We start from the raw sequence: 19,232 nt of genomic DNA on the forward strand, positions 1-19,232 counted from the left end.
GGAGGCGCTGACAGGCAGCCGGCGCGGTGGTAACCGCTTGGTAACCTGGATTTTACCCGGCCGCCACAGCGCTGGGGGGCGGAAAATCCAGACGGTAGCAGGTGGTGAATGGCGCCGGCGCAGCCGCCACGCCAAAAGTGCCGTGATGCATCTGTGCCACACGCAGCACAATCTCATGCCCCAGGTGCAGGCTGTCCGTCGGGCGCGCGACGCTGGCGTTGCCCGCAGCCGCCTGGGCACGCCCGCCGTCGTCACACACCTGCAGCCAGACCGCCCCGGTGTCGGACTGCCCTATCTGCACGGAAATCCGGGTGCCATGCGGCGTGTGCCTGAGGGCGTTTTCGACCAGATTGCGCAACGCCAGGTCCAGCAGCACGCCATGGCCCGCCATGGGCAAAGCCTCGGGCGCCACCACGGCGATCTCGCCCCCCCGCTGCCAAGCGGCCTGGGCATAGTCGGCACACACAGCGCGCGCCGTGGCGGCCAGGTCCACCGGCGCCTTGGCTTCGTGCAGCTCGGCACGGCTGGCCCGGGCCAGCGCCAGCAACTGGGTCAGCACGTGGCCCGCACGCAAGGCATCCTGCTGTATCCGCGCCAAGGCCTGTGCCTGCGCGTTCGGGTCCAGCCCACCGCCCAGCGCACTGGCCTGCAGCGCGATCGAAGACAAGGGTGTGCGCAGCTCGTGTGCCACCTCGTTGGCCAGACGGCGCTCGCGCACCAGCGCGGCCTGCTGCCGCTCCAGCAGGGTATTGATAGAGGCCACCACCGATTCGAATTCGCTCCATGCGTGGCGCGACGCCAGCCGCTGTGCGATGGCAGGGTCGAGTGCAGCCACATCCGCAGACAGTGCATACAAGGGCCGCAATCCCCGGTGCAAGGCCAGGCCCAGGGCCAGGGCCACCACCGGCAGCAGCCACAACCCCGGCTCGACCATCTGGTCGGCGATGTCCTGCGCCAGCTCGTCGCGCTCGCGCAACTCCAGCAGCACCATGACCTTGCGGGTTCCGGCCTCATCCCATTGCGAAAAGCTGCGCCAGGCCACGGCCTGCGGCCCCAGGCTCAGATCGGCGAACCCCTCGGCCTCATTGAAGGCAGGCAATGGTGCGCTGCCGCTGTGCGCCAGCACATGCCCCGCAGCATTCCATTGCACCACGCTGATGGACTGCTGGTAGTCATGCGCCTTGAGCCAGGGCATGGCGGGGCGCCGCTTAGTGACGGCCTGGTCCACGGCTTCAACAGCGCGCAGATTGATGAGCAGCGCCGCCACACTGGCCAGATGGCCGTCGGTCAGCTCATCCGCCTCATTCACTCCGGCGCGGTACCCCATGAACACGAAGCTGCCCCACACGAGCACCAGCGCCCCCAGAGACCACAGCAGCAGATGCCGGGTCAGCGAGTGGCGGACCGGGCCCCGGGAGGAGCGGGCAGCGGAACCCGGCGCTGTCACCCCAAGGTCTCCTGCGGCATGAAGTAACCCACGCCCCGCATGGTCTGGATGCACCCGCTGCCCAGCTTGCGACGCAAATGGTGGATGTGCACTTCGACCGCGTTGCTTTCAATGGCCGATTGCCAGCTGTACAGGCGCTCTTCGATCTGCTGGCGGGACAGCACCCGGCCCCGGGCCTGCAGCAGCACGAGCAGCACGGAAAACTCGCGCGGCGACATATCGACCGGTTTGCCGGCCTGCACCACCGTGCGCGCAGCCGGATCCACTTCGATATCGCGGTAGCGTATGGTCGGAGAAGCCCGGCCTGCCGCCCGGCGCAGCAGTGCACGCAGGCGTGCATCGAGTTCATCGACATCAAAGGGTTTGACCAGATAGTCGTCGGCCCCCTGGTCCAGGCCGGCGATGCGCTGGCTGACCAGATCGCGGGCCGTCACGATCAGCACCGGGGTCGCAGGATCGGGCAGCGCTGGCGCGCCAGCGGCCGGCGGACTGGCGCGCAGCCGGTGCAACAGCGCCCCGCCTTCACCGTCGGCCAGCCCCAGGTCCAGCAAGACGGCGTCAAAGCGCTCGGCACGCAGGGCGCCCCAGGCCGACGCAATGCCATCGCACACATCCACGGCATAGCCGCGTTGCTGCAGGTTGGTGCGCAGCCCGTTGGCAATGCCTGCATCGTCTTCGACCACTAGGATTCGCATGGCCCGATTGTCACCGCGACTGCACCCAGAAAAAAGTTTAAGACCCCGTTAAGCGCCCACACCTATCGTGCCGAACATGTCGCAGTCAAGCCTTCCTTCCGCCTCGCCACCCCACTCCCTGCGCAGCACCCTGGCCTGGACCCTTGGCGCATTGGCATGCCTGCTGGCCTGGGACGCCCTGGGGCAGGACCGGGCACTGGCCCATGTTTTTGGCTCGGGCACCGGTTTTCCGATGCGCGAGCAGTGGTTCTTCACGCAGGTACTGCACGAAGATGCCCGCCACCTGGGCTGGCTTGTGGTGCTGCTGCTGATCCTGGGCATATGGTGGCCGATGGGCCTGCTGCGGCGCATCGACCTGGGGGAGCGGCTGCAACTGGCCGCCAGCGCGCTGGTGGCGCTGTTTGTAGTGAGCAGCCTCAAGAGCCTGAGTGCCACCAGTTGCCCCTGGGATCTGGCCGAGTTCGGTGGCGTGGCCCGCTACGCATCGCACTGGGCCCTGGGCATCGTGGATGGTGGAGGGGGGCGCTGTTTTCCCGCGGGCCATGCCTCGGCGGGGTTTGCCTTTGTGGGCGGCTACTTTGCGCTGCGGCGGCGCCAGCCGCGCGCCGCGCGCCTGTGGCTGGCGGCATCGCTGGTGGCAGGCCTGATTCTGGGCGGCGCCCAGCAGGTGCGTGGTGCCCACTTCATGAGCCACACCCTGTGGACGGGCTGGCTGTGCTGGACCACCGGCTGGCTGTGCGACCTCGCGGCTGCCGCGCTGCGCCGGCGCCTTGCGCTTGCCGACAGCCCACAACCCGGCGCGCCGCCGCCTGCAGCCAGGTGACCTGGCCGTTGTTCACACCGTGAACGGGGTCAGCTTGCGCGGCAGATTTTCAGCATGTTGGTGCCACCGGGTGCGCCCATGGGTTCGCCGCAGGTGATGGCATACACGTCGCCGCTTTGCACAATGCCACGGCTCTTGAGGTGGCCTTCGGCCTGCGCGAGCGCCGTGTCGCGGTCGGCGCTGGTGTCCATGAGCAAGGGGCGCACATTGCGGTACATGGCCATCTTGCGCTGCGTGGCCACCTTGGGCGTCAGGGCGTAGATCGGGATATGGCTGCGGTGGCGGCTCATCCACAGGGCAGTGGAGCCGCTGTCGGTCATGGCCACGATGGCCTTGGCCTCCAGGTGGTGGGCCGTGAAAAGCGCCCCCATGGCAATGGACTGGTCGATGCGGCCGAAGGTGCGGCCGGTGAAGTCGGCATCCAGCCGATGGTCCTCGGCCGCCTCGGCGGCGGCGCAGATCTTGGCCATCTCTTCCACGGTTTCCAGGGGATACTTCCCGGCCGCCGTCTCGGCGCTGAGCATCACCGCATCGGTGCCATCGAGCACGGCGTTGGCCACGTCGCTCACCTCGGCCCGGGTGGGCACGGGGTTGGTGATCATGCTCTCCATCATCTGCGTGGCGGTGATGACCACCTTGTCGAGATCCCGCGCCATGCGGATCATCTTTTTCTGCAATGCGGGCACGGCCGCGTTGCCCACCTCCACCGCCAGGTCGCCGCGCGCCACCATGATGCCGTCGCTCACGCGCAGGATGGACTCCAGGTGCGGAATGGCCTCGGCGCGCTCGATCTTGGCGATCAGCCCCGGCTTGTGGCGGTATTCCGCCGCCGCCACGTTGCACAGCTGGCGCGCCATCTCCATGTCGGTGGCATTCTTGGGAAAGCTCACGGCCACATAGTCGGCCTGGAAACCCATGGCCGTGCGGATATCTTCCATGTCCTTGGCGGTGAGCGCCGGCGCCGTGAGGCCGCCGCCCTGCTTGTTGATGCCCTTGTTGTTGGACAGCTCGCCGCCAATCTTCACCGTGGTGTGCACGGCCTCGCCGCGCACGGCGTTCACCGTGAGAACGATCAGGCCGTCGTTGAGCAGCAGCACATCGCCGGGCTTCACGTCGCGCGGCAACTCCTTGTAGTCGAGTCCCACGCCGGCCAGATCGCCCGGTTCGTTGCGGGAGGCATCCAGCACGAACGGGGCGCCCTGCTCCAGCTGCACCCGGCCTTCGGCAAACTTGCCGACCCGGATCTTGGGACCCTGCAGGTCCGCCATGATCGCCACCTCGCGCCCGGCGCGCTGCGCAGCGGCGCGCACTGCCGTGGCGCGGTCGATGTGGTCCTGCGCCTTGCCGTGGCTGAAGTTCAGGCGCACCACGTTGACGCCGTTGCGGATCATGCGCTCGAGCAATTGCGGGTCGCTGGAGGCGGGGCCCAGGGTGGCAACAATCTTGGTGGCGCGGCGGGTGGACATGGATGCGTCTCTTTCACTGAACGTGTAATTAAGTTTCCATTTTTACACGGAAGAGGTTACAAGCGCGGAACCACTGGTCGCCATGCCGCCTGGCCACAGCACTGCAGGCACCCGCTTCAGGCGCGCATCAGGGCCTCGATCTCGTCGGCCTGCACCGGCACGCCGCGCGTGATCAGTTCGCAGCCCGCCTCGGTGACGATGGCGTCGTCCTCGATGCGGATGCCGATGTGGTGAAACGCCTCGGGCACACCCGCGGCGGGCCGCACATAGATGCCCGGCTCGACGGTGAGCACCATGCCCGGGCGCAGCACGCGGCTGGGGCGATTGGTGATCAGTTCGCCCGAGAGCGGATCCTTGCGCTGGCCCACCTGGCCCACCTCGCCGGGCTCCACGTAGCTGCCGCAGTCGTGCACGTCCATGCCCAGCCAGTGGCCGGTGCGGTGCATGTAGAACTGGAAGTACGCCCGCTGGTCGATCACGTCCTGCGCCGTACCCACCTTGTTCTTGTCGAGCAGGCCCAGGTCCAGCATGCCCTGCGCCAGCACGGCCACGGTGGCGTCGTGCGGGTCGTTGAAGCGCGCGCCCGCCCTGGTGGCGGCCACGGCGGCGTCCTGGCTGGCGAGCACCAGGTCGTAGAGCGCACGCTGTGGTCCGGTGAAACGGCCATTGGCCGGAAAGGTGCGCGTGATGTCGCTGGCATAGCCGTCGAGTTCGCAGCCGGCGTCGATCAGAACCAGCTCGCCGTCGCGCACGGGCGCGGTGTCGGCGCGGTAATGCAGCACGCAGGCATTGGCCCCCGCCGCGACGATGGAGCTGTAGGCGGGGTATTGCGAGCCCTGCTGGCGAAATTCGTGCAGCAACTCGGCATCGAGGTGGTATTCGCGCACCTCTTCACCCGCACGCAGCATGCGGGCCGAGCGCTGCATGGCGCGGATATGGGCGCCGGCGCTGATCTGGCTGGCGCGGCGCATGATGGCCTGCTCGTGTTCATCCTTGACCAGGCGCATCTCGTCGAGCAGGGTGCACAGGTCGTTTTGCACTGCGGGGCACAGCGCACCGTAGCGCACGCGGGCGCGCACGGCATTCAGCCAGCCCTCCACCCGGGCGGCCAGCCCGCCGTGCGTGGCAAACGGGTACCAGACGCAGGCCCGGTTCTCCAGCAGACGCGGCAGCTGCGTGTCCAGATCGCTGCTGGCATGGGCGGCCTCCACGCCCAGCGCGGCAGGCGCCGCCGCGGGGCCCAGCCGGTAGCCGTCCCAGATCTCGCGCTCGAGGTCCTTGGGCTGGCAAAACAGCGTGCTGCGGCCTTCCTGCGTCAGCACCAGGCAGGCGCCCGGCTCGGTGAAGCCCGTGAGGTAATAGAAATAGCTGTCGTGGCGAAACAGAAAGTCGCTGTCCCGGTTGCGCTGGCGCTCGGGGGCCGTGGGGATGATGGCGATGCCGCCTTCGCCGAGCATCGCGGCAAGGCGGGCCCGGCGCTGGGCGTAGATGGATGTCGGTAGACTCATGCGCTCATTTTGGGCCCTCCGGGCGAAGTGCTGCCTGCCACCCGGCGAATTTCCTTTCACTTTCCGGCTTATCGGTGCCGCACCCGCACGGGCACCTCCTTCCCTTTCTCCATCGCATGCCTGATTTGTTCACCTCCCTCTGGCAATTCACCCTGGCCACCTTCGTGCCGTTGCTGGGGCTCGTGTTGATCGTCGCACTGCCCATCTATGGTGTGTATGTGCGCTGGATCGACATCCCCCGCAAATGGCTGCTGGCCCGGCGCACGGTGCAGGTGCTGCTGGCCGTGGCGCTTCTGTGCAATGCCTGGCTGGGCGTGCGGCTCTACCTGTCGCACAGTACCCAACAGGCCTGGCAAGACGGCGCTTCCGTCCGCGCAAGCCGTGAGCGGTTTGTGCTGCCCCAAGACCATGTATATGGCGAACTGACCATCCCTGCGGGCAGCCTCATCAACCGCCGGGACCCATTCGACAAGGGCGAACCGGACCGCCCGCTGGCGTTGCATGGCCTGGAGGCTGTGCGCTTTGCGCAGCCAGTGCAGGTGGCTGGCGTGTGGGCCAGCGCGCTGCAAACCGTTCCCATGCGCGTGGAGCTGGCGCAGGACCAGCGTATCGGCCCGCTGCACCGCTTTGACAGCGCCAGCCAGAGCTGGGTGCCCAACACCGTCGTGTCGGCACTGAACTGCAAGAAGGGCCAGATTGCCCTGTTCCACGTGCCGCACATTGCCTACGACATCCAGGCGGAGCTGGACAAACCCGCACCCGATGGGCCACAGGCCCGGTTCCTACCCAGCCAATGGCTGTTTCGCAACTGCGAGACGGGCCCGGCCATTGCCATCGAACCCGCACATGGCAACCGCGCCCCGGCAGACTCGCCATAACCGTCTCAACGGTTGAGCTCTGCCAGCCGCTCGGGCGTGCCGACATCGGTCCAGCGGCCGATGTAGAGCGAGGCCGATACCCGGCCAGCGTCCATCGCACGGCGCAGCAGCGGGGCCAGCGGCGCGGCGATGCCGCCGGGGTTGCCCGCCGGGATATCACACCAGGGCGCCGCAAAAAGTTCAGCACGCAACAGGGCGATGGTGCTGTAGGTGTAGCGCGGCGTGGGGTCGTTGGCGGGCAGGTTCAGCGCCACGCCGCCGGCCGACAGGCCAAAGTCGCCACGCGGGTTGTGTGCCGGGTTGGGCACCAGCCACAGGTGGGCCAGATGGTCGCTGGCGGCAAAGGACTGCACGGCGGCACGGTCGAACGCGAAGTCGGGCGCAAACACATCGCCCGCCGCCAGCCAGAAAATGGGGCCCAGCTGCGGCAGGGCGCGGGCAATGCCGCCGGCCGTTTCCAGCGCGGCGCCAAAATCCACGCCCTCATGAGAGTATGAAATCGATAGCTGCTCGTGTTTACGCAGCGCTTCCTGCATGCCATTTCTGCTGGAAAAATAGGCCGGAATCTGCTCGCCCAGCCAGGCGGTGTTGATCACCACGCGCGACACGCCGGCGTCGGCCAGCGCCTGCAGATGCCATTGCAGCAGGGGCTGGCCCTGCACCTGCAGCAGCGGCTTCGGGGTGGTATCGGTCAGGGGCCGCATGCGTTCTCCGCGGCCTGCCGCCAGCACCAGGGCTGGCACCTGCACAGCAGTGGACTGCGTCATTGCACCGCTCCGGTGGCGGGCCCCACGGCGCCGCGCTGCAAGGCATGGCGCTGCACCTCGGCAGGGTCGAAAAGGGCCAGCAGCGCATCCATCAGGGCCTGTGCCCTGGCCGAATGGTCGGCGCCAAAGTTGCAGACATACACATCCAGCGTGACGGCGCTCTGCTCGGGCCAGGTGTGCACGCACAGATGCGACTCGGCCAGCAACACCGTGGCGGTTACCCCGCCAGGGCCTTGCTCCGTGGCCGGGAAGCGGTGGAACAGCTGGCCCACCGCCTGCAGCCCCGCCGCGCGCACGGCATCCGTGCAGGCCAGGGCCAGGGCGGCGGCATCCAGCAGGCGCTGGGGAGCGCAGCGGCAGCCACGCAGATCGGCAGTGAGATGCAGTCCTTGCATGGCCTGCACTGTAGTGCATGGCCGCCGCTGCCCAGGTCTGCCGCAGGCCCATTCAGGCACACGAAAGCCGCCCCGGTAAAATGCGGGGTTTCCCCTGAACCTCCCACCCCCTGACCCCTCCCCCATGGCCAACACCCAGCAATCCCAACAGATGGCCAACGCAATCCGCGCGTTGGCCATGGACGCAGTTCAACAAGCCAACTCCGGCCACCCCGGCGCGCCCATGGGCATGGCCGACATGGCCGTGGCGCTGTGGAGCCGCCACCTCAAGCACAACCCTGCCAACCCCCAGTGGTTTGACCGCGACCGTTTTGTGCTGAGCAATGGCCACGGCTCGATGCTGCTGTATGCGCTGCTGCACCTCACGGGCTACGACCTGCCGATGGGCGAACTGAAGAACTTCCGCCAGCTGCACAGCAAGACCGCAGGGCACCCCGAAGTGGGCCACACCCCCGGTGTCGAAACCACCACCGGCCCGCTGGGCCAGGGCATCACCAACGCCGTGGGCTTTGCGCTGGCCGAGAAGCTGCTGGCCAGCGAATTCAACCGCGAAGGCCATACCGTGGTGGACCACCACACCTACACCTTCCTGGGCGATGGCTGCCTGATGGAAGGCATCAGCCACGAAGCCGTGTCGCTGGCCGGCGCCTGGAAGCTCAACAAGCTGATCGCCCTGTACGACGACAACGGCATCTCCATCGACGGCCAGGTCGCCCCCTGGTTTGCCGACAACACTCCGCAGCGCTTTGCGGCCAGCGGCTGGAACGTGATCGGCCCCATCGACGGCCATGACGCCGACACGGTGGACGCCGCCATCGAAGAGGCCAAGCAGCAGACCGAGCGCCCCACCCTCATCGTGTGCAAGACGCACATCGGCAAGGGCAGCCCCAACCGCGCCAACACGGCCAAGGCCCACGGCGAGCCGCTGGGCACCGACGAAATCGCACTCACGCGCGCAGCCCTGGGCTGGACCAGCGAGCCCTTCGTGATTCCGCAAGACGTGTATGCCGACTGGGATGCCAGGGCCAATGGCCAGGGTTTTGAATCCGTCTGGAACGAGCGTTTTGATGCCTACAGCAAGGCCTTCCCCGAACTGGCTGCCGAGTTCAAGCGCCGCATGGAAGGCAACCTGCCCGCCCATTTTGCGCAAGTGGCCGTGGACACCGTGGTCGCCGCCCACACCAAGGGCGAAACCGTGGCCAGCCGCAAGGCCAGCCAGCTGGCGCTGGAAGCCTTCACCGCTGCCCTGCCCGAACTGCTGGGCGGCAGCGCCGACCTGACCGGCTCCAACCTCACCAACACCAAGAGCACGCCCAACCTGCGCTTTGACCCGCAAGGCGCCGTGGTGCAGACCGAGGTCGAGGGCGGCAGGAAAATCGGTGGCCGCCACATCAACTACGGCGTGCGCGAGTTCGGCATGGCCGCGATCATGAACGGCATTGCGCTGCATGGCGGCTTCATCCCCTACGGCGGCACCTTCCTGACTTTCAGCGACTACAGCCGCAACGCCATCCGCATGGCAGCACTGATGAAGCAGCGCGTGATCCACGTCTTCACGCACGACTCCATCGGCCTGGGTGAAGACGGCCCCACGCACCAGTCGGTGGAACACGCCGCCAGCCTGCGCCTGATCCCCAACCTCGACGTCTGGCGCCCCGCCGACACGGCAGAAACCGCCGTGGCCTGGAGCGTGGCCCTGAGCAACCGCGACAAGCCCACAGCCCTGCTGCTCTCGCGCCAGAACCTGCCCTACGCACCCAAGCGCGACCTGGGCGACATCTCGCGCGGCGCCTATGTGCTGTCCGAGCCTGCGGACGTGGGTCTGAAGAAAAAGGCCCAGGCCGTGATCATTGCCACCGGCTCCGAAGTGCAGCTGGCCCTGAAGGCCCAGCGCCTGCTGGCCGACCAGAAGATCGCCGTGCGCGTGGTCTCCATGCCCAGCACCACCACCTTCGACCGCGAAGATGCCAAGTACAAGAGCAGCGTGCTGCCCGCAGGCCTGCCCCGCGTGGCCGTGGAAATGGGCGTGACCGACGGCTGGTGGAAATACGGCTGCGCGGCCGTGGTGGGCATCGACACCTACGGCGAATCGGCCCCGGCGCCGGTGCTGTTCCAGCATTTCGGTTTCACCGAAGAGAACGTGGCAGCCACCGTGCTGGCCGTGCTCCAGCGCAAGTGATCTGGCAAGGGGCCCCGCAGCGATGCGTGGCCCCTTTGGGTTTTGGATTTTCGGAAATCAACTTTGGAGAGACTATGACGATCAAGATTGGTATCAACGGCTTCGGCCGCATCGGCCGCAACGTGCTGCGCTCGGCCATCCAGAACTTCAGCGACATCGAAGTCGTTGGCATCAACGACCTGCTGGAGCCCGACTACCTGGCCTACATGCTGCAGTACGACTCGGTGCACGGCCGCTTCAAGGGCGAAGTCTCGGTGGAAGGCAACACCCTGGTCGTCAACGGCAAGAAGATCCGCCTGACGCAAGAGCGCGATCCGGCCAACCTGAAGTGGAACGAAGTCGGCGCCGACGTGGTGATCGAATCCACCGGCCTGTTCCTGGACAAGGCCTCGGCCCAGAAGCACATTGATGCGGGCGCCAAGAAGGTGCTGCTGTCGGCCCCCTCGAAGGACGACACCCCCATGTTCGTGTTCGGCGTGAACCACGACACCTACGCCGGCCAGGCCATCATCTCCAACGCCTCGTGCACCACCAACTGCCTGGCCCCCGTGGCCATGGTGCTGAACAACAAGTGGGGCATCAAGCGCGGCCTGATGACCACCGTGCACGCCGCCACCGCCACGCAAAAGACCGTGGACGGCCCGAGCAACAAGGACTGGCGCGGCGGCCGCGGCATCCTGGAAAACATCATTCCGTCGAGCACCGGCGCTGCCAAGGCCGTGGGCGTGGTGATCCCCGCCCTCAACAAGAAGCTGACCGGCATGTCCTTCCGCGTGCCCACCTCCGATGTGTCGGTGGTGGACCTGACGGTGGAACTGGACAAGGCTGCCACGTACGACGAAATCAAGGCCGAGATGAAGGCCCAGTCCGAAGGCGCCCTGAAGGGCGTGCTGGGCTACACCGAAGACAAGGTGGTGGCCACCGACTTCCGTGGCGACACCCGCACCTCCATCTTTGACGCCGACGCCGGCATTGCACTCGATGGCACCTTCGTGAAGGTCGTGAGCTGGTACGACAACGAATGGGGCTACTCGAACAAGTGCCTGGAAATGGTGCGCGTGGTATCCGCCAAGTAAGCGCTGCTGCCCCATGGAAAACGCGCCTTTCGGCGCGTTTTTTTATGCCTCGCCCGGGAAGACCGGGCTCAGCCCACCGTGCAACAGTGCTTATTCCTGCGCTTCACGGATGGTGTCGCGCCCGTGGCGATCCTTCGCCCGGCCCAGGTCGGCGTCCAGCGCGCGCATGAGCTTGTCCATGGCGCCGATGAAGGCGGCGGCCATCTTGTCGGCATCGGCCGTCACGGTCACCGGCGGGCGATTGGCCACGCGGGCCTCGACGCGGCAGCGCTTGTCCTCCACGCCCGATTTGCCAGCATCCACGTCGCTCAGAAACACCTCCACGCGCGTGAGGTGGTCCCGAAACCGCACGAGCCGGGTGCCAGCCTCGTCCTGGATCCATTGCGCGAGCGACTCTCCACCCTGGATGTGGTCGTCGGTGTGTACTTGTACTTGCATAGGGCGCTCCTTGTGAAAATGAAACGGCATGGCGACAGGCCATGACCACCCGTCTGCCTTCATCATGCACGCAAGCGCAGCCCGAGACTTGACGTCCGTCAATGGCAGTTCACCACCTTGGAAAACAACGCCACGGCGCACGCACCCGGCGCCAGTGCCGGAACGGGCATGTACGGCACTTTCCTACAGACGTGGCCGGGGTGTGGTGCTACAAACACAATGGCACACCGCCCTCGCACAGTCTTGCTGCGCACTGCGCCTGTTCCCCATCGGAGCCTCTTCATGCCCGCTTCCCGCCGCCTCAAGATTGGCCTGTCGGCCTGCTTCCAGCATGCCGACCCCACCCGCCCGTTGTTCACTGGCAAGACCCTGCAGTACGTCGAGCAATCGATTGCCCACTGGCTCATGTCGGCCGGTGCCATGGTGGTCATGGTGCCCTGCCCCACGGGCGAGACGGCACGCGGCGACGTCACACTGGACCACTATGCCGAATGGCTCGATGGCATCGTCATGCACGGTGGCGCCGATGTGTGGCCCGGCAGCTACGGCGAGGAACCCCTGCGTGAAGAATGGGTGGGCGACCGCGTGCGCGACCTGTACGACCTGGCCCTGGTGAAAGCGTTTGCCCAGGCCGGCAAACCCATTTTTGGTGTCTGCCGGGGCCTGCAATTGATCAACGTGGCGTTTGGCGGAGCGCTTTACCAGGATCTGCAGACCCAGCATCCGGGCGCGCTGCAACACCGCAATGCCACCACCTACGACCAGCATTTCCACGACATCCACATCGTGCCCGGCACGCATCTGGCGCAGCTGTACCCGGAAAAACCGCGCGCGCGTGTCAACAGCATCCACCACCAGGGCATCAAGCGAGTGGCTCCGGATTTTGTGGTGGAGGCTCTCAGCGAACCCGACGGCGTGCCCGAAGCGATCCGCCTGCAAGCGGCGCCCGGGCGCGGCTACATCGCCGCCACGCAGTGGCACCCCGAGTTTCACCAGATCGGCTCGGAAACCCTGGACGACACCGCGATCCTCAACGACTTTCTGGCCGCCTGCAGCGCCAGCAAGGCGCGTCCAGCAGCGCCCGGCCCCGGTCCGCTGCACCTGCGCGCCGCACGCCTGCTGCGCCAGGCGCTGCGGCGGCGCCATTGACGCTCTCCCACTCGGGACACTAGCGGCCCACCGGCATCAATGCTGGTGGCCGTGCGCCCCGTGCACGTGGCGGTGGGCGATCTCTTCGGCGCTTGCAGCGCGCACCTCGGTCACCTTGCAGCTGAACTTCAGTGCCTGGCCCGCCAGCGGATGGTTGCCATCCAGGTGCACTTCGGGGCCCTTGATCTTGACGACGTTGAACACCTGGGGCCGGCCATCGGCGCCCGCGCCCTGCAGCTGGCCGCCCACCTTCACGCCCGGGGGAAACTCGGCTTTGGGGATGGTGCGCACCAGGCTTTCGTCGCGGGCACCAAAGGCGTCTTCCACCGCCAGATCGAGTGCCGTGCTGAAGCCGACGGCCTGGCCTTCCAGCGCCGCTTCGACCTTGGGGAAGATGTTTTCATAGCCGCCATGCAGGTACGACAGGCTGCCGCCGTCGAGCGGCTTGCCCTGCGGCGTGGTGACCTTGTAGGTGATGGTGACGGCGGAGTCTTTGGTGATGTTCATGGCAATGGCTTTCGGGAACCGCGGCGCATGAACCAGGCCCATGCACCGCACAAAGCAGCCATTGTCGGCGACTCGGGCCATTCCAGGGCACGATCAGGGCTCCCCCGCCGCTTCACCCCAGGCATTGCCGCGCGCATTCGAGCAGGCTGCGCGCCCAGCGCGCGCGGGCCGAGGTATTGAGCCACAGCAGGCCGACCTTGCGCGCATCCGGGGCACGGCCGTCGCCGCCCGGCAGCGCCAGCGTGCATACATCGCGCCCCTGGGACAGCACGCGGCCGATGTCGGGCACCAGGCCCACGCCCAGGCCCTGGTCGACCATCATGGCCACGGCCAGCACCGAGTTGAGCTCCATGCGCTCCACGGGAACTATGCCCTGGGCCTTGAGGTAGCGGTCGGCCAGGCGCCCGCCAGCCAGCGCGCGGTCGTAGCGCACCAGGGGTCGGCTGCGCAGCAGCGCCAGCGGGTCCTGAAGCGCGTCCTCCCGGCGGCACAGCACGACCAGGGGTTCCTCGCGCAGTTCGGCCCAGCAGACGGTCTTGGGCAGGTCGAAGGAGGGCTTCAGGCAGATCAGCACGTCGAGTTCGGACTGCACCAGGGCCGTGTACAGCTCGGGCGTGAGCCCGGCGCGCACGCTGATGTGAACCTGCTCATGGCGGGCCACGAAGGCCTGCATGACGGCGGGCAGAAAGCCGTGCAGGGCCGTGTTCACCGTACCCAGGCGCAGCTCGCCGCCGTCGGCGTCGCCCAGCACCCATTCGCGCAGGCCGTCGAAGTCCTGCAGCAGCCGCTGCCCGCGCTCGAACAGGCGCTCGCCGGCCGCGGTGGCGCGCACGCTGCGGCCATGGCGCACCAGCAGGCAAGCGCCGAGCCCGGCTTCGAGCACGCGCATCTGCTGGGCGATGGCCGAGGGGCTGAGGTCGAGCTGGCGCGCGGCTTCGGACATGGAGCCCGTCTGCACGACGCGCAAGAAATTGTGTATGTACCTGAGATCCATTTGACACATTTTCTTCAAACAAATGCCAGCCGCAAGCCCTGTTTTCCGGCATCGGCCTGGACCATACTGCGGGCAACGAACTTCCAAGGAGACAAGAAAATGCGCGAGTCCGATGTCCTCAGCAGCCGCCAGTGGCTGTCCACCGCGGCGGCCGGCCTGGGCGCTGCCGCCCTGCCCGCCTGGGCACAGCGGCGCAGCACGCGCATCGTCGTGCCATTTGCGCCCGGCGGCGGCAACGATGTGCTGGCGCGACAGATGGCGCACGGCCTCAACGAGGCCTTCGGCTACGGCATGATCGTGGAGAACAAGGCCGGCGCGGGCGGCAATCTGGGCACGGAGATGGTGGTACGCGCACCCGCCGACGGCAGCATCTTTCTGCTGGGCCATACGGGCACGGTGTCCATCAATCCTTCGCTCTACCCGGGCCTCAAGTTCAATGCCTCCACCGATCTGCAGCCGGTGGCCATGTTCGCCTCCTCGGCCCTGCTGCTGGTGGTGCCGGCGGCTTCACCCGCCAAGAGCCTGGCCCAGCTGGCCGAGCTGCTGCGCCGCCGCGGCGGCGAACTCAATTACGCCTCCAGCGGCTCGGGCACGGGCGGCCACCTCACGGGCGAGATGTTCGCCCACGCCCTGGGCGCCAAGGCCATCCACGTGCCGTACAAGGGCACGGCCCCGTCGCTGACCGATCTGGTCGGCGGCAATGTGGACTTCAGCTTCGGCGTGATTCCGGCGGCCATGGCGCTGGTGAAGGCCGGCAAGCTGCGCGCCCTGGCCGTGACCGGCGCCACACGCCAGCCGCAGCTGCCCGACGTGCCCACGGTGGCCGAGTCGGGCGTGCCGGCCCTGGCGGATTTCGAAAGCTCGCTGACCTATGGCGTGCTGGCCCCCAAGGGCACGGCGCAGGAGACGGTCAATGCCCTGGGGCGCGACATTCTCAAGGTGGCGGCCTCCAGCAGCTTCCAGTCGCGCCTGGAGGTGGAAGGCGCCGTGCCGCTGCTGGGCGACAGCAGGCAGTACGCAGCCCGCATCCGCCAGGAAAGCAGCAAGTGGGCGGCGGTGATCAAGGCGTCGGGAGCCACGGCCTGAGGCCGGCGCGCGCAGCATGACCCTGGTGAACGACTATCTGGGCCCGGCAGGCGGCGGCGCCTGGTTTTCCGATGCGCAATGGCTACAGGCCCTGCTGCGCTTCGAGTCCGGCCTGGCCCGCGCGCAGGCCGATTGCGGATTGATTCCGGAGCCCGCGGCCCAGGCCATTGCCCGCGCCTGCGCGCAGGCGCCGCTGGACCGCGACCGCATTGCCGAACAGGCGCGCGCCAGCGGTGCGCTGGGCCTGGCCCTGGTGAAGCCGCTGCAGCAGTGGCTGCAGGCGCACGCGCCCCAAGGCCTGCCCTGGCTGCACTGGGGTGCGACCACGCAGGATGCCGTGGACACGGCCAGCGCCCTGCTCACCCAGCAGGCGCTGCAAGCCCTGCTGGCTGAGCTGCAGGCCCTGGTCGCAGCGCTGGTGGAGCTGGCCACGCGGCATGCGGCCACCCCCATGCTGGCGCGCAGCCTGCTGCAGCCCGCGCAGATCACGAGCTTCGGCTTCAAATGCGCGCAGTCGGCCGCGGCGCTGCAACGCAGCATCGACCAGCTCGCGCAGCTGGCGCCCCAGGCCTTGTGCGTGCAGCTGGGCGGCGCCGTCGGCAATGGCGCGACGCTGGGCACGCACAGACTGGCGGTGGAGCAGGCGCTGGCGCGGCACCTGGGCCTCGGGGCCAGCGGCCGCAGCTGGCATACGCAGCGCGACACCTGGATGCGCCTGGCCATGGAAGTCGCCGTCTGCTGCGGCAGCCTGGCCAAGCTGGCGCGCGACTGGTCGCTGATGTCGCAGTACGAGGTGGGAGAGATCAGCGAGGCCGTGCGCGGCAGCACTTCCAGCGCCATGCCGCACAAACGCAATCCCGTGCACTGCATGCAGGCCGTGGCCCAGGCCCAGGCCGTGCCGCCGCTGGCCGCCCTGCTGCTGGGCTGCATGGCCCAGTCCCATGAGCGCGCGCTGGGTGAATGGCAGGCGGAAGTCGCCCACTGGCCCGAGCTGTGGCGCCACGCCCATGGCGCGGCCGCCGCACTGCGCCAGGCGGCGCAGACGCTGCAGGTCCACCCACGGCGCATGCTGGAGCATGTGGCCAGCCTGCGGGGCCTGGTGTTTTCGGAAGCCTGCGTGCATGCGCTGGCGCCCTTCACCGGCAAGCATGAGGCCCTGGCCGCCGTGGAGCAGCTCGCGCCCCTGGCGCTGGAGCAGCAGCGGGACCTGCAGGAGCTGCTGGTGCCATGGGCCGCCGGCCGCACCGCGCCCGCACAATTGCCAGCGCTGCGCCGCGCGCTGGCCCTGGCCTGCGAACCGCAGCAGGCCGTACAGGCTTCGCAGCGCGAATGCCTGGCCCTTCTGGCCAGCCGTGCGGCAGCCACCTTGGAAGAAAGCCCTGTCAATGCAGAACACACCGACATCTGCCCCTGAAGCCGCCGACAGCCTGCAGCGCGGCCTGGCCAATCGCCGCCGCGTGCTGGGCGATGCCTGGGTGGACCGGTCCGTGGAGAGCGCCAATGTGCTCAATGTGGAGTTCCAGCGCATGATCACCGCCTATGCCTGGGACGGCATCTGGAGCCGCCCGGGCCTGGAGCGCAGCACGCGCCGCATCATGGTGCTGGCCATCACGGCCGCCATGGGACGCTGGGAGGAGTTCGAGCTGCACATACGCACGGGCCTGCAGGCCGACCCGGCCGACAGCGAGGCCGCCCCCCTGGACCTGGACACTATCCGCGAGGTACTGCTGCAGACCGCCGTCTACGCCGGCGTGCCCGCAGGCAACACCGGCATGGCGGTCACGCTCAAGGTGCTCAAGGACCTGGGCCGCACGCCGGAGGCTGCCCGCTTCGTTCCCTGAGCTTGCCGTCTCAGCTTCTCAGGCCTGGGGAGGCTGTTCGTCGGCTTCCGCGCCCGGATAGCGCGCAAAGCGCCGCGCCTCGGTGCCGTGCACCGGGTCCTGCTCGGGCCACGGCCAGCCGCCGAACTGGGTGCGGCGGTAATCGTTCATGGCCTGCATGATCTCGGCTTGCGTGTTCATCACGAAGGGGCCGTACTGCGCCACGGGCTCGCCCATCGGCTGGCCCTGCAGCAGCAGGCATTCCACGGCGCTGGCGCCGGTATTGGCCAGCAGCCAGTCCTGGCCGGCGACCACTTCCAGCGCGGCGTGGCGGTCCACCTCCTGCGGGCCCACGCGCAGGCTGTCGCCCACGAAGAAGTACAGCATGCGGCGCGTGCCCTGGCCTTGTGCCGCAGGCAGCGTCCACTGGGCGCCGGGCTCCAGATGCAGCGTCCAGATGGCCACGTCGCCCTCGGGCTGCGAGGCCCAGGACTCGGGCGGCGGCGCCAGCGGTGCGGGTGCGCCGGGCAAGGCACCCGCCACCACCGTCACCGTGGTGGCACGGCCTGCGGCATCGCGGTGCACCAGGCGCGGAATGTGCTCGTTCCACAGCATGGTGAAGTGCGGCGCCACCATCTTGTTGCGCGCGGGCAGGTTCAGCCAGATCTGGAACAGTTCGAGCGGGTTGGGCTCGGTGGCGTTGAGCAGCGGAAACATCTCCGAGTGCTGGATGCCCCGCCCGGCCGTGACCCACTGCACATCGCCTTCGCCAAAGCGCGCGGCCGCGCCCAGCGAGTCGGCATGGTCGATGAGCCCCTTGCGCACCAGTGTGACGGTTTCAAAACCGCGGTGCGGGTGGCCGGGAAAGCCCGGCACGGTATCGCCGTGGTACATGCTCCAGCCGTCCTTGCGGCTGAAGTCGCTGCCGATCTGGCGGTCTTCCAGCGACACGGCGGGCGCAAAGGCGCCGTTGCCTGCGGGGTAGGCATCGTCATGGTGGGCGCAGAACAGGAACGGGTCCATCGTGGGCCACAGCGGGCCCAACGCCTGGGCTTGCATGATGGGCTGGATGGCGGTGGTGGGGGACGACGGCATCAGGGACTCCTTGGCAGGTGCGCCACCACGATGGGGCGGCACGTGGGTGGAATATGGGGCCAACGCTACCGCAGCAAAAGTGCGCCGGATGGAACACTGCGGTGCACTGCACAGGACAGCGGAATGGGCCCCTCCGACATCGTGCAAGGCGCACAGCCTCTCTGGGCAGCATATTCTGGATGAAATACGCCTCAAGCGCTTTGCATCAATTGCCAAAAGCTATCAAAACAGAAGCGTTCTGCACCACAGCGAATTCAAGGCTGCTGGCGCACAAAGGCCACCGTCAGCCCCTTGGCGGTGACCGTGATGGGCCCCGGCTGCAACCCCAGGCCGTCGAACACGGCCGTGTCTTGCGGGCGCAGCTGGTGCAGCGTGACTTCGCGCAGCGCCTGTTCGGCCAGCACCGGGCCGTAGGCGTTGAGGAGTTCGGTGACGGCGGGCTTGAGGGTGGGAAAATCCAGCGGCCCCAGCCGGATCTGGTGGGCGCGCAGGCTGCGGTCGCTGGCCTCGTAGCGCAGCGCAAACTCCACATCGAAACTGCCCGCATGGCTGCGCCGCAGCGCGGGTCCTGTCGCATCCACCGCCATGGCCGCGCCCAGGCGGTTCACCTCGGGCAGCAGGCGCAGGCGCGGCGCCTGCACCGTCAAATCCAATAGCCCCTGCACTGGCACACTGCGCGGAAACTTCTGCCCCACCATCTCCTGCAACTGCGCCAGCGGCACGGTGTAGCTGGGCTGGGCCTGCACACCGCGCGCGCCCAGCAGCGCCGCCCCCCCCAGGGCCAGGGCCAGGGCGCGGGTGGCGGTGGTCAGAAATCGTCGGCGATGCAGCATGGGTGGTCTCCTGGAATGCAGGTGGGACACGGATGCGGTGAAAAGGTGCCGCATCTGCGGTGCGGTGTAGTTGCTG

The 19,232-nt window shown here is 67.8% G+C and carries 19 protein-coding genes; 8 read left to right on the forward strand and 11 right to left on the reverse strand.

Annotated elements, in window-relative coordinates; genetic code table 11:
- Positions 1-52 precede the first annotated feature (52 nt).
- Together K225_RS20405 and K225_RS0105490 are read right to left on the reverse strand one after the other, a co-directional pair.
- Positions 53-1,447 (reverse strand): two-component sensor histidine kinase, encoded by a 1,395-nt coding sequence (locus K225_RS20405; protein ID WP_051248724.1) that lies wholly within the window; start codon positions 1,445-1,447, stop codon positions 53-55.
- Positions 1,444-2,142, reverse strand: coding sequence for a response regulator transcription factor (locus K225_RS0105490; RefSeq protein ID WP_026435476.1), 699 nt, complete (start codon positions 2,140-2,142; stop codon positions 1,444-1,446). Before K225_RS0105490 ends, K225_RS20405 begins: the two co-directional genes overlap by 4 nt.
- A 76-nt stretch (positions 2,143-2,218) precedes the next feature.
- Between K225_RS0105490 and K225_RS0105495 the strand changes: the two genes are divergently transcribed.
- The gene (locus K225_RS0105495) at positions 2,219-2,965 is read left to right on the forward strand and encodes a phosphatase PAP2 family protein (RefSeq protein ID WP_034711849.1); all 747 of its coding nucleotides are present in this window, start codon (positions 2,219-2,221) and stop codon (positions 2,963-2,965) included.
- Between the two features lie 29 nt (positions 2,966-2,994).
- Here K225_RS0105495 and pyk read toward each other — a convergent pair whose 3' ends face one another.
- Both pyk and K225_RS0105505 read right to left on the reverse strand, forming a co-directional pair.
- Positions 2,995-4,431 carry a pyruvate kinase gene (pyk, locus tag K225_RS0105500; protein ID WP_026435478.1) on the reverse strand — a complete coding sequence of 479 codons (1,437 nt, stop codon included), beginning with the start codon at positions 4,429-4,431 and terminating at the stop codon, positions 2,995-2,997.
- 116 nt (positions 4,432-4,547) lie between these two features.
- Positions 4,548-5,939 carry an aminopeptidase P N-terminal domain-containing protein gene (locus tag K225_RS0105505; RefSeq protein WP_026435479.1) on the reverse strand — a complete coding sequence of 464 codons (1,392 nt, stop codon included), beginning with the start codon at positions 5,937-5,939 and terminating at the stop codon, positions 4,548-4,550.
- Between the two features lie 116 nt (positions 5,940-6,055).
- On the opposite strand from K225_RS0105505, the gene K225_RS0105510 reads away from it, so the two are divergent.
- Positions 6,056-6,817 (forward strand): hypothetical protein, encoded by a 762-nt coding sequence (locus tag K225_RS0105510; protein ID WP_026435480.1) that lies wholly within the window; start codon positions 6,056-6,058, stop codon positions 6,815-6,817.
- A 5-nt stretch (positions 6,818-6,822) separates the two neighbouring features.
- On the opposite strand, the gene K225_RS0105515 is transcribed toward K225_RS0105510, so the two are convergent.
- A complete protein-coding gene (locus tag K225_RS0105515; RefSeq protein ID WP_026435481.1) occupies positions 6,823-7,584 on the reverse strand; it encodes a nucleotidyltransferase family protein in 762 nt (253 codons plus the stop codon).
- Entirely contained in the window at positions 7,581-7,979 is a 399-nt protein-coding gene (gene speD / locus K225_RS0105520) for an adenosylmethionine decarboxylase (RefSeq protein ID WP_026435482.1), read from the reverse strand. Before speD ends, K225_RS0105515 begins: the two co-directional genes overlap by 4 nt.
- Positions 7,980-8,103: 124 nt before the next feature.
- On the opposite strand from speD, the gene tkt reads away from it, so the two are divergent.
- Together tkt and gap are read left to right on the forward strand one after the other, a co-directional pair.
- The gene (tkt, locus tag K225_RS0105525) at positions 8,104-10,158 is read left to right on the forward strand and encodes a transketolase (protein WP_026435483.1); all 2,055 of its coding nucleotides are present in this window, start codon (positions 8,104-8,106) and stop codon (positions 10,156-10,158) included.
- A 74-nt stretch (positions 10,159-10,232) separates the two neighbouring features.
- Complete coding sequence (gene gap, locus K225_RS0105530) at positions 10,233-11,234, forward strand: type I glyceraldehyde-3-phosphate dehydrogenase (RefSeq protein ID WP_026435484.1); 1,002 nt, start codon at positions 10,233-10,235, stop codon at positions 11,232-11,234.
- 90 nt (positions 11,235-11,324) lie between these two features.
- On the opposite strand, the gene K225_RS0105535 is transcribed toward gap, so the two are convergent.
- Complete coding sequence (locus K225_RS0105535) at positions 11,325-11,672, reverse strand: HPF/RaiA family ribosome-associated protein (RefSeq protein WP_026435485.1); 348 nt, start codon at positions 11,670-11,672, stop codon at positions 11,325-11,327.
- A gap of 282 nt (positions 11,673-11,954) precedes the next feature.
- Here K225_RS0105535 and K225_RS0105540 point away from each other — a divergent pair, with 282 nt between their 5' ends.
- Entirely contained in the window at positions 11,955-12,821 is an 867-nt protein-coding gene (locus K225_RS0105540; protein WP_026435486.1) for a gamma-glutamyl-gamma-aminobutyrate hydrolase family protein, read from the forward strand.
- A 36-nt stretch (positions 12,822-12,857) separates the two neighbouring features.
- Here the strand turns inward: K225_RS0105540 and K225_RS0105545 are convergent, their stop codons facing one another.
- Positions 12,858-13,328, reverse strand: a complete 471-nt coding sequence (locus tag K225_RS0105545; protein WP_026435487.1) for a peptidylprolyl isomerase — start codon at positions 13,326-13,328, stop codon at positions 12,858-12,860.
- A 112-nt stretch (positions 13,329-13,440) separates the two neighbouring features.
- Entirely contained in the window at positions 13,441-14,331 is an 891-nt protein-coding gene (locus K225_RS0105550) for a LysR family transcriptional regulator (protein ID WP_026435488.1), read from the reverse strand.
- A 90-nt stretch (positions 14,332-14,421) separates the two neighbouring features.
- Here K225_RS0105550 and K225_RS0105555 point away from each other — a divergent pair, with 90 nt between their 5' ends.
- From K225_RS0105555 to K225_RS0105565, 3 genes are read left to right on the forward strand one after another with little or no spacing between them, the layout of a single operon-like run.
- Positions 14,422-15,408 (forward strand): tripartite tricarboxylate transporter substrate binding protein, encoded by a 987-nt coding sequence (locus K225_RS0105555; protein ID WP_026435489.1) that lies wholly within the window; start codon positions 14,422-14,424, stop codon positions 15,406-15,408.
- Positions 15,409-15,424: 16 nt separating this feature from the next.
- A complete protein-coding gene (locus K225_RS20410; protein ID WP_034711855.1) occupies positions 15,425-16,822 on the forward strand; it encodes a lyase family protein in 1,398 nt (465 codons plus the stop codon).
- Positions 16,794-17,249: a carboxymuconolactone decarboxylase family protein gene (locus K225_RS0105565; protein ID WP_026435490.1), complete on the forward strand. Its 456-nt coding sequence runs from the start codon at positions 16,794-16,796 to the stop codon at positions 17,247-17,249. The genes K225_RS20410 and K225_RS0105565 overlap by 29 nt, the downstream gene beginning before the upstream one ends.
- 18 nt (positions 17,250-17,267) lie before the next feature.
- On the opposite strand, the gene K225_RS0105570 is transcribed toward K225_RS0105565, so the two are convergent.
- Both K225_RS0105570 and K225_RS0105575 read right to left on the reverse strand, forming a co-directional pair.
- Complete coding sequence (locus K225_RS0105570) at positions 17,268-18,323, reverse strand: pirin family protein (protein WP_026435491.1); 1,056 nt, start codon at positions 18,321-18,323, stop codon at positions 17,268-17,270.
- 254 nt (positions 18,324-18,577) lie between these two features.
- On the reverse strand, positions 18,578-19,156 hold the full coding sequence (locus tag K225_RS0105575; RefSeq protein ID WP_026435492.1) for a hypothetical protein: 579 nt from the start codon (positions 19,154-19,156) through the stop codon (positions 18,578-18,580).
- Positions 19,157-19,232 lie beyond the last annotated feature (76 nt).

Source organism: Acidovorax sp. JHL-9 (assembly GCF_000426205.1).
In the GTDB taxonomy this organism is placed as follows: Bacteria; Pseudomonadota; Gammaproteobacteria; order Burkholderiales; family Burkholderiaceae_C; genus Acidovorax; species Acidovorax soli.

What these genes read in the sequence shown, in the direction of transcription:
- K225_RS0105490 (WP_026435476.1), bottom strand. Translation starts at nt 2,142, where the DNA reads ATGCGAATCCTAGTGGTCGAAGACGATGCAGGCATTGCCAACGGGCTG.
- K225_RS0105495 (WP_034711849.1), top strand. Translation starts at nt 2,219, where the DNA reads ATGTCGCAGTCAAGCCTTCCTTCCGCCTCGCCACCCCACTCCCTGCGC.
- pyk (WP_026435478.1), bottom strand. Translation starts at nt 4,431, where the DNA reads ATGTCCACCCGCCGCGCCACCAAGATTGTTGCCACCCTGGGCCCCGCC.
- K225_RS0105505 (WP_026435479.1), bottom strand. Translation starts at nt 5,939, where the DNA reads ATGAGTCTACCGACATCCATCTACGCCCAGCGCCGGGCCCGCCTTGCC.
- K225_RS0105510 (WP_026435480.1), top strand. Translation starts at nt 6,056, where the DNA reads ATGCCTGATTTGTTCACCTCCCTCTGGCAATTCACCCTGGCCACCTTC.
- K225_RS0105515 (WP_026435481.1), bottom strand. Translation starts at nt 7,584, where the DNA reads ATGACGCAGTCCACTGCTGTGCAGGTGCCAGCCCTGGTGCTGGCGGCA.
- speD (WP_026435482.1), bottom strand. Translation starts at nt 7,979, where the DNA reads ATGCAAGGACTGCATCTCACTGCCGATCTGCGTGGCTGCCGCTGCGCT.
- tkt (WP_026435483.1), top strand. Translation starts at nt 8,104, where the DNA reads ATGGCCAACACCCAGCAATCCCAACAGATGGCCAACGCAATCCGCGCG.
- gap (WP_026435484.1), top strand. Translation starts at nt 10,233, where the DNA reads ATGACGATCAAGATTGGTATCAACGGCTTCGGCCGCATCGGCCGCAAC.
- K225_RS0105535 (WP_026435485.1), bottom strand. Translation starts at nt 11,672, where the DNA reads ATGCAAGTACAAGTACACACCGACGACCACATCCAGGGTGGAGAGTCG.
- K225_RS0105540 (WP_026435486.1), top strand. Translation starts at nt 11,955, where the DNA reads ATGCCCGCTTCCCGCCGCCTCAAGATTGGCCTGTCGGCCTGCTTCCAG.
- K225_RS0105545 (WP_026435487.1), bottom strand. Translation starts at nt 13,328, where the DNA reads ATGAACATCACCAAAGACTCCGCCGTCACCATCACCTACAAGGTCACC.
- K225_RS0105550 (WP_026435488.1), bottom strand. Translation starts at nt 14,331, where the DNA reads ATGTGTCAAATGGATCTCAGGTACATACACAATTTCTTGCGCGTCGTG.
- K225_RS0105555 (WP_026435489.1), top strand. Translation starts at nt 14,422, where the DNA reads ATGCGCGAGTCCGATGTCCTCAGCAGCCGCCAGTGGCTGTCCACCGCG.
- K225_RS20410 (WP_034711855.1), top strand. Translation starts at nt 15,425, where the DNA reads ATGACCCTGGTGAACGACTATCTGGGCCCGGCAGGCGGCGGCGCCTGG.
- K225_RS0105565 (WP_026435490.1), top strand. Translation starts at nt 16,794, where the DNA reads ATGCAGAACACACCGACATCTGCCCCTGAAGCCGCCGACAGCCTGCAG.
- K225_RS0105570 (WP_026435491.1), bottom strand. Translation starts at nt 18,323, where the DNA reads ATGCCGTCGTCCCCCACCACCGCCATCCAGCCCATCATGCAAGCCCAG.
- K225_RS0105575 (WP_026435492.1), bottom strand. Translation starts at nt 19,156, where the DNA reads ATGCTGCATCGCCGACGATTTCTGACCACCGCCACCCGCGCCCTGGCC.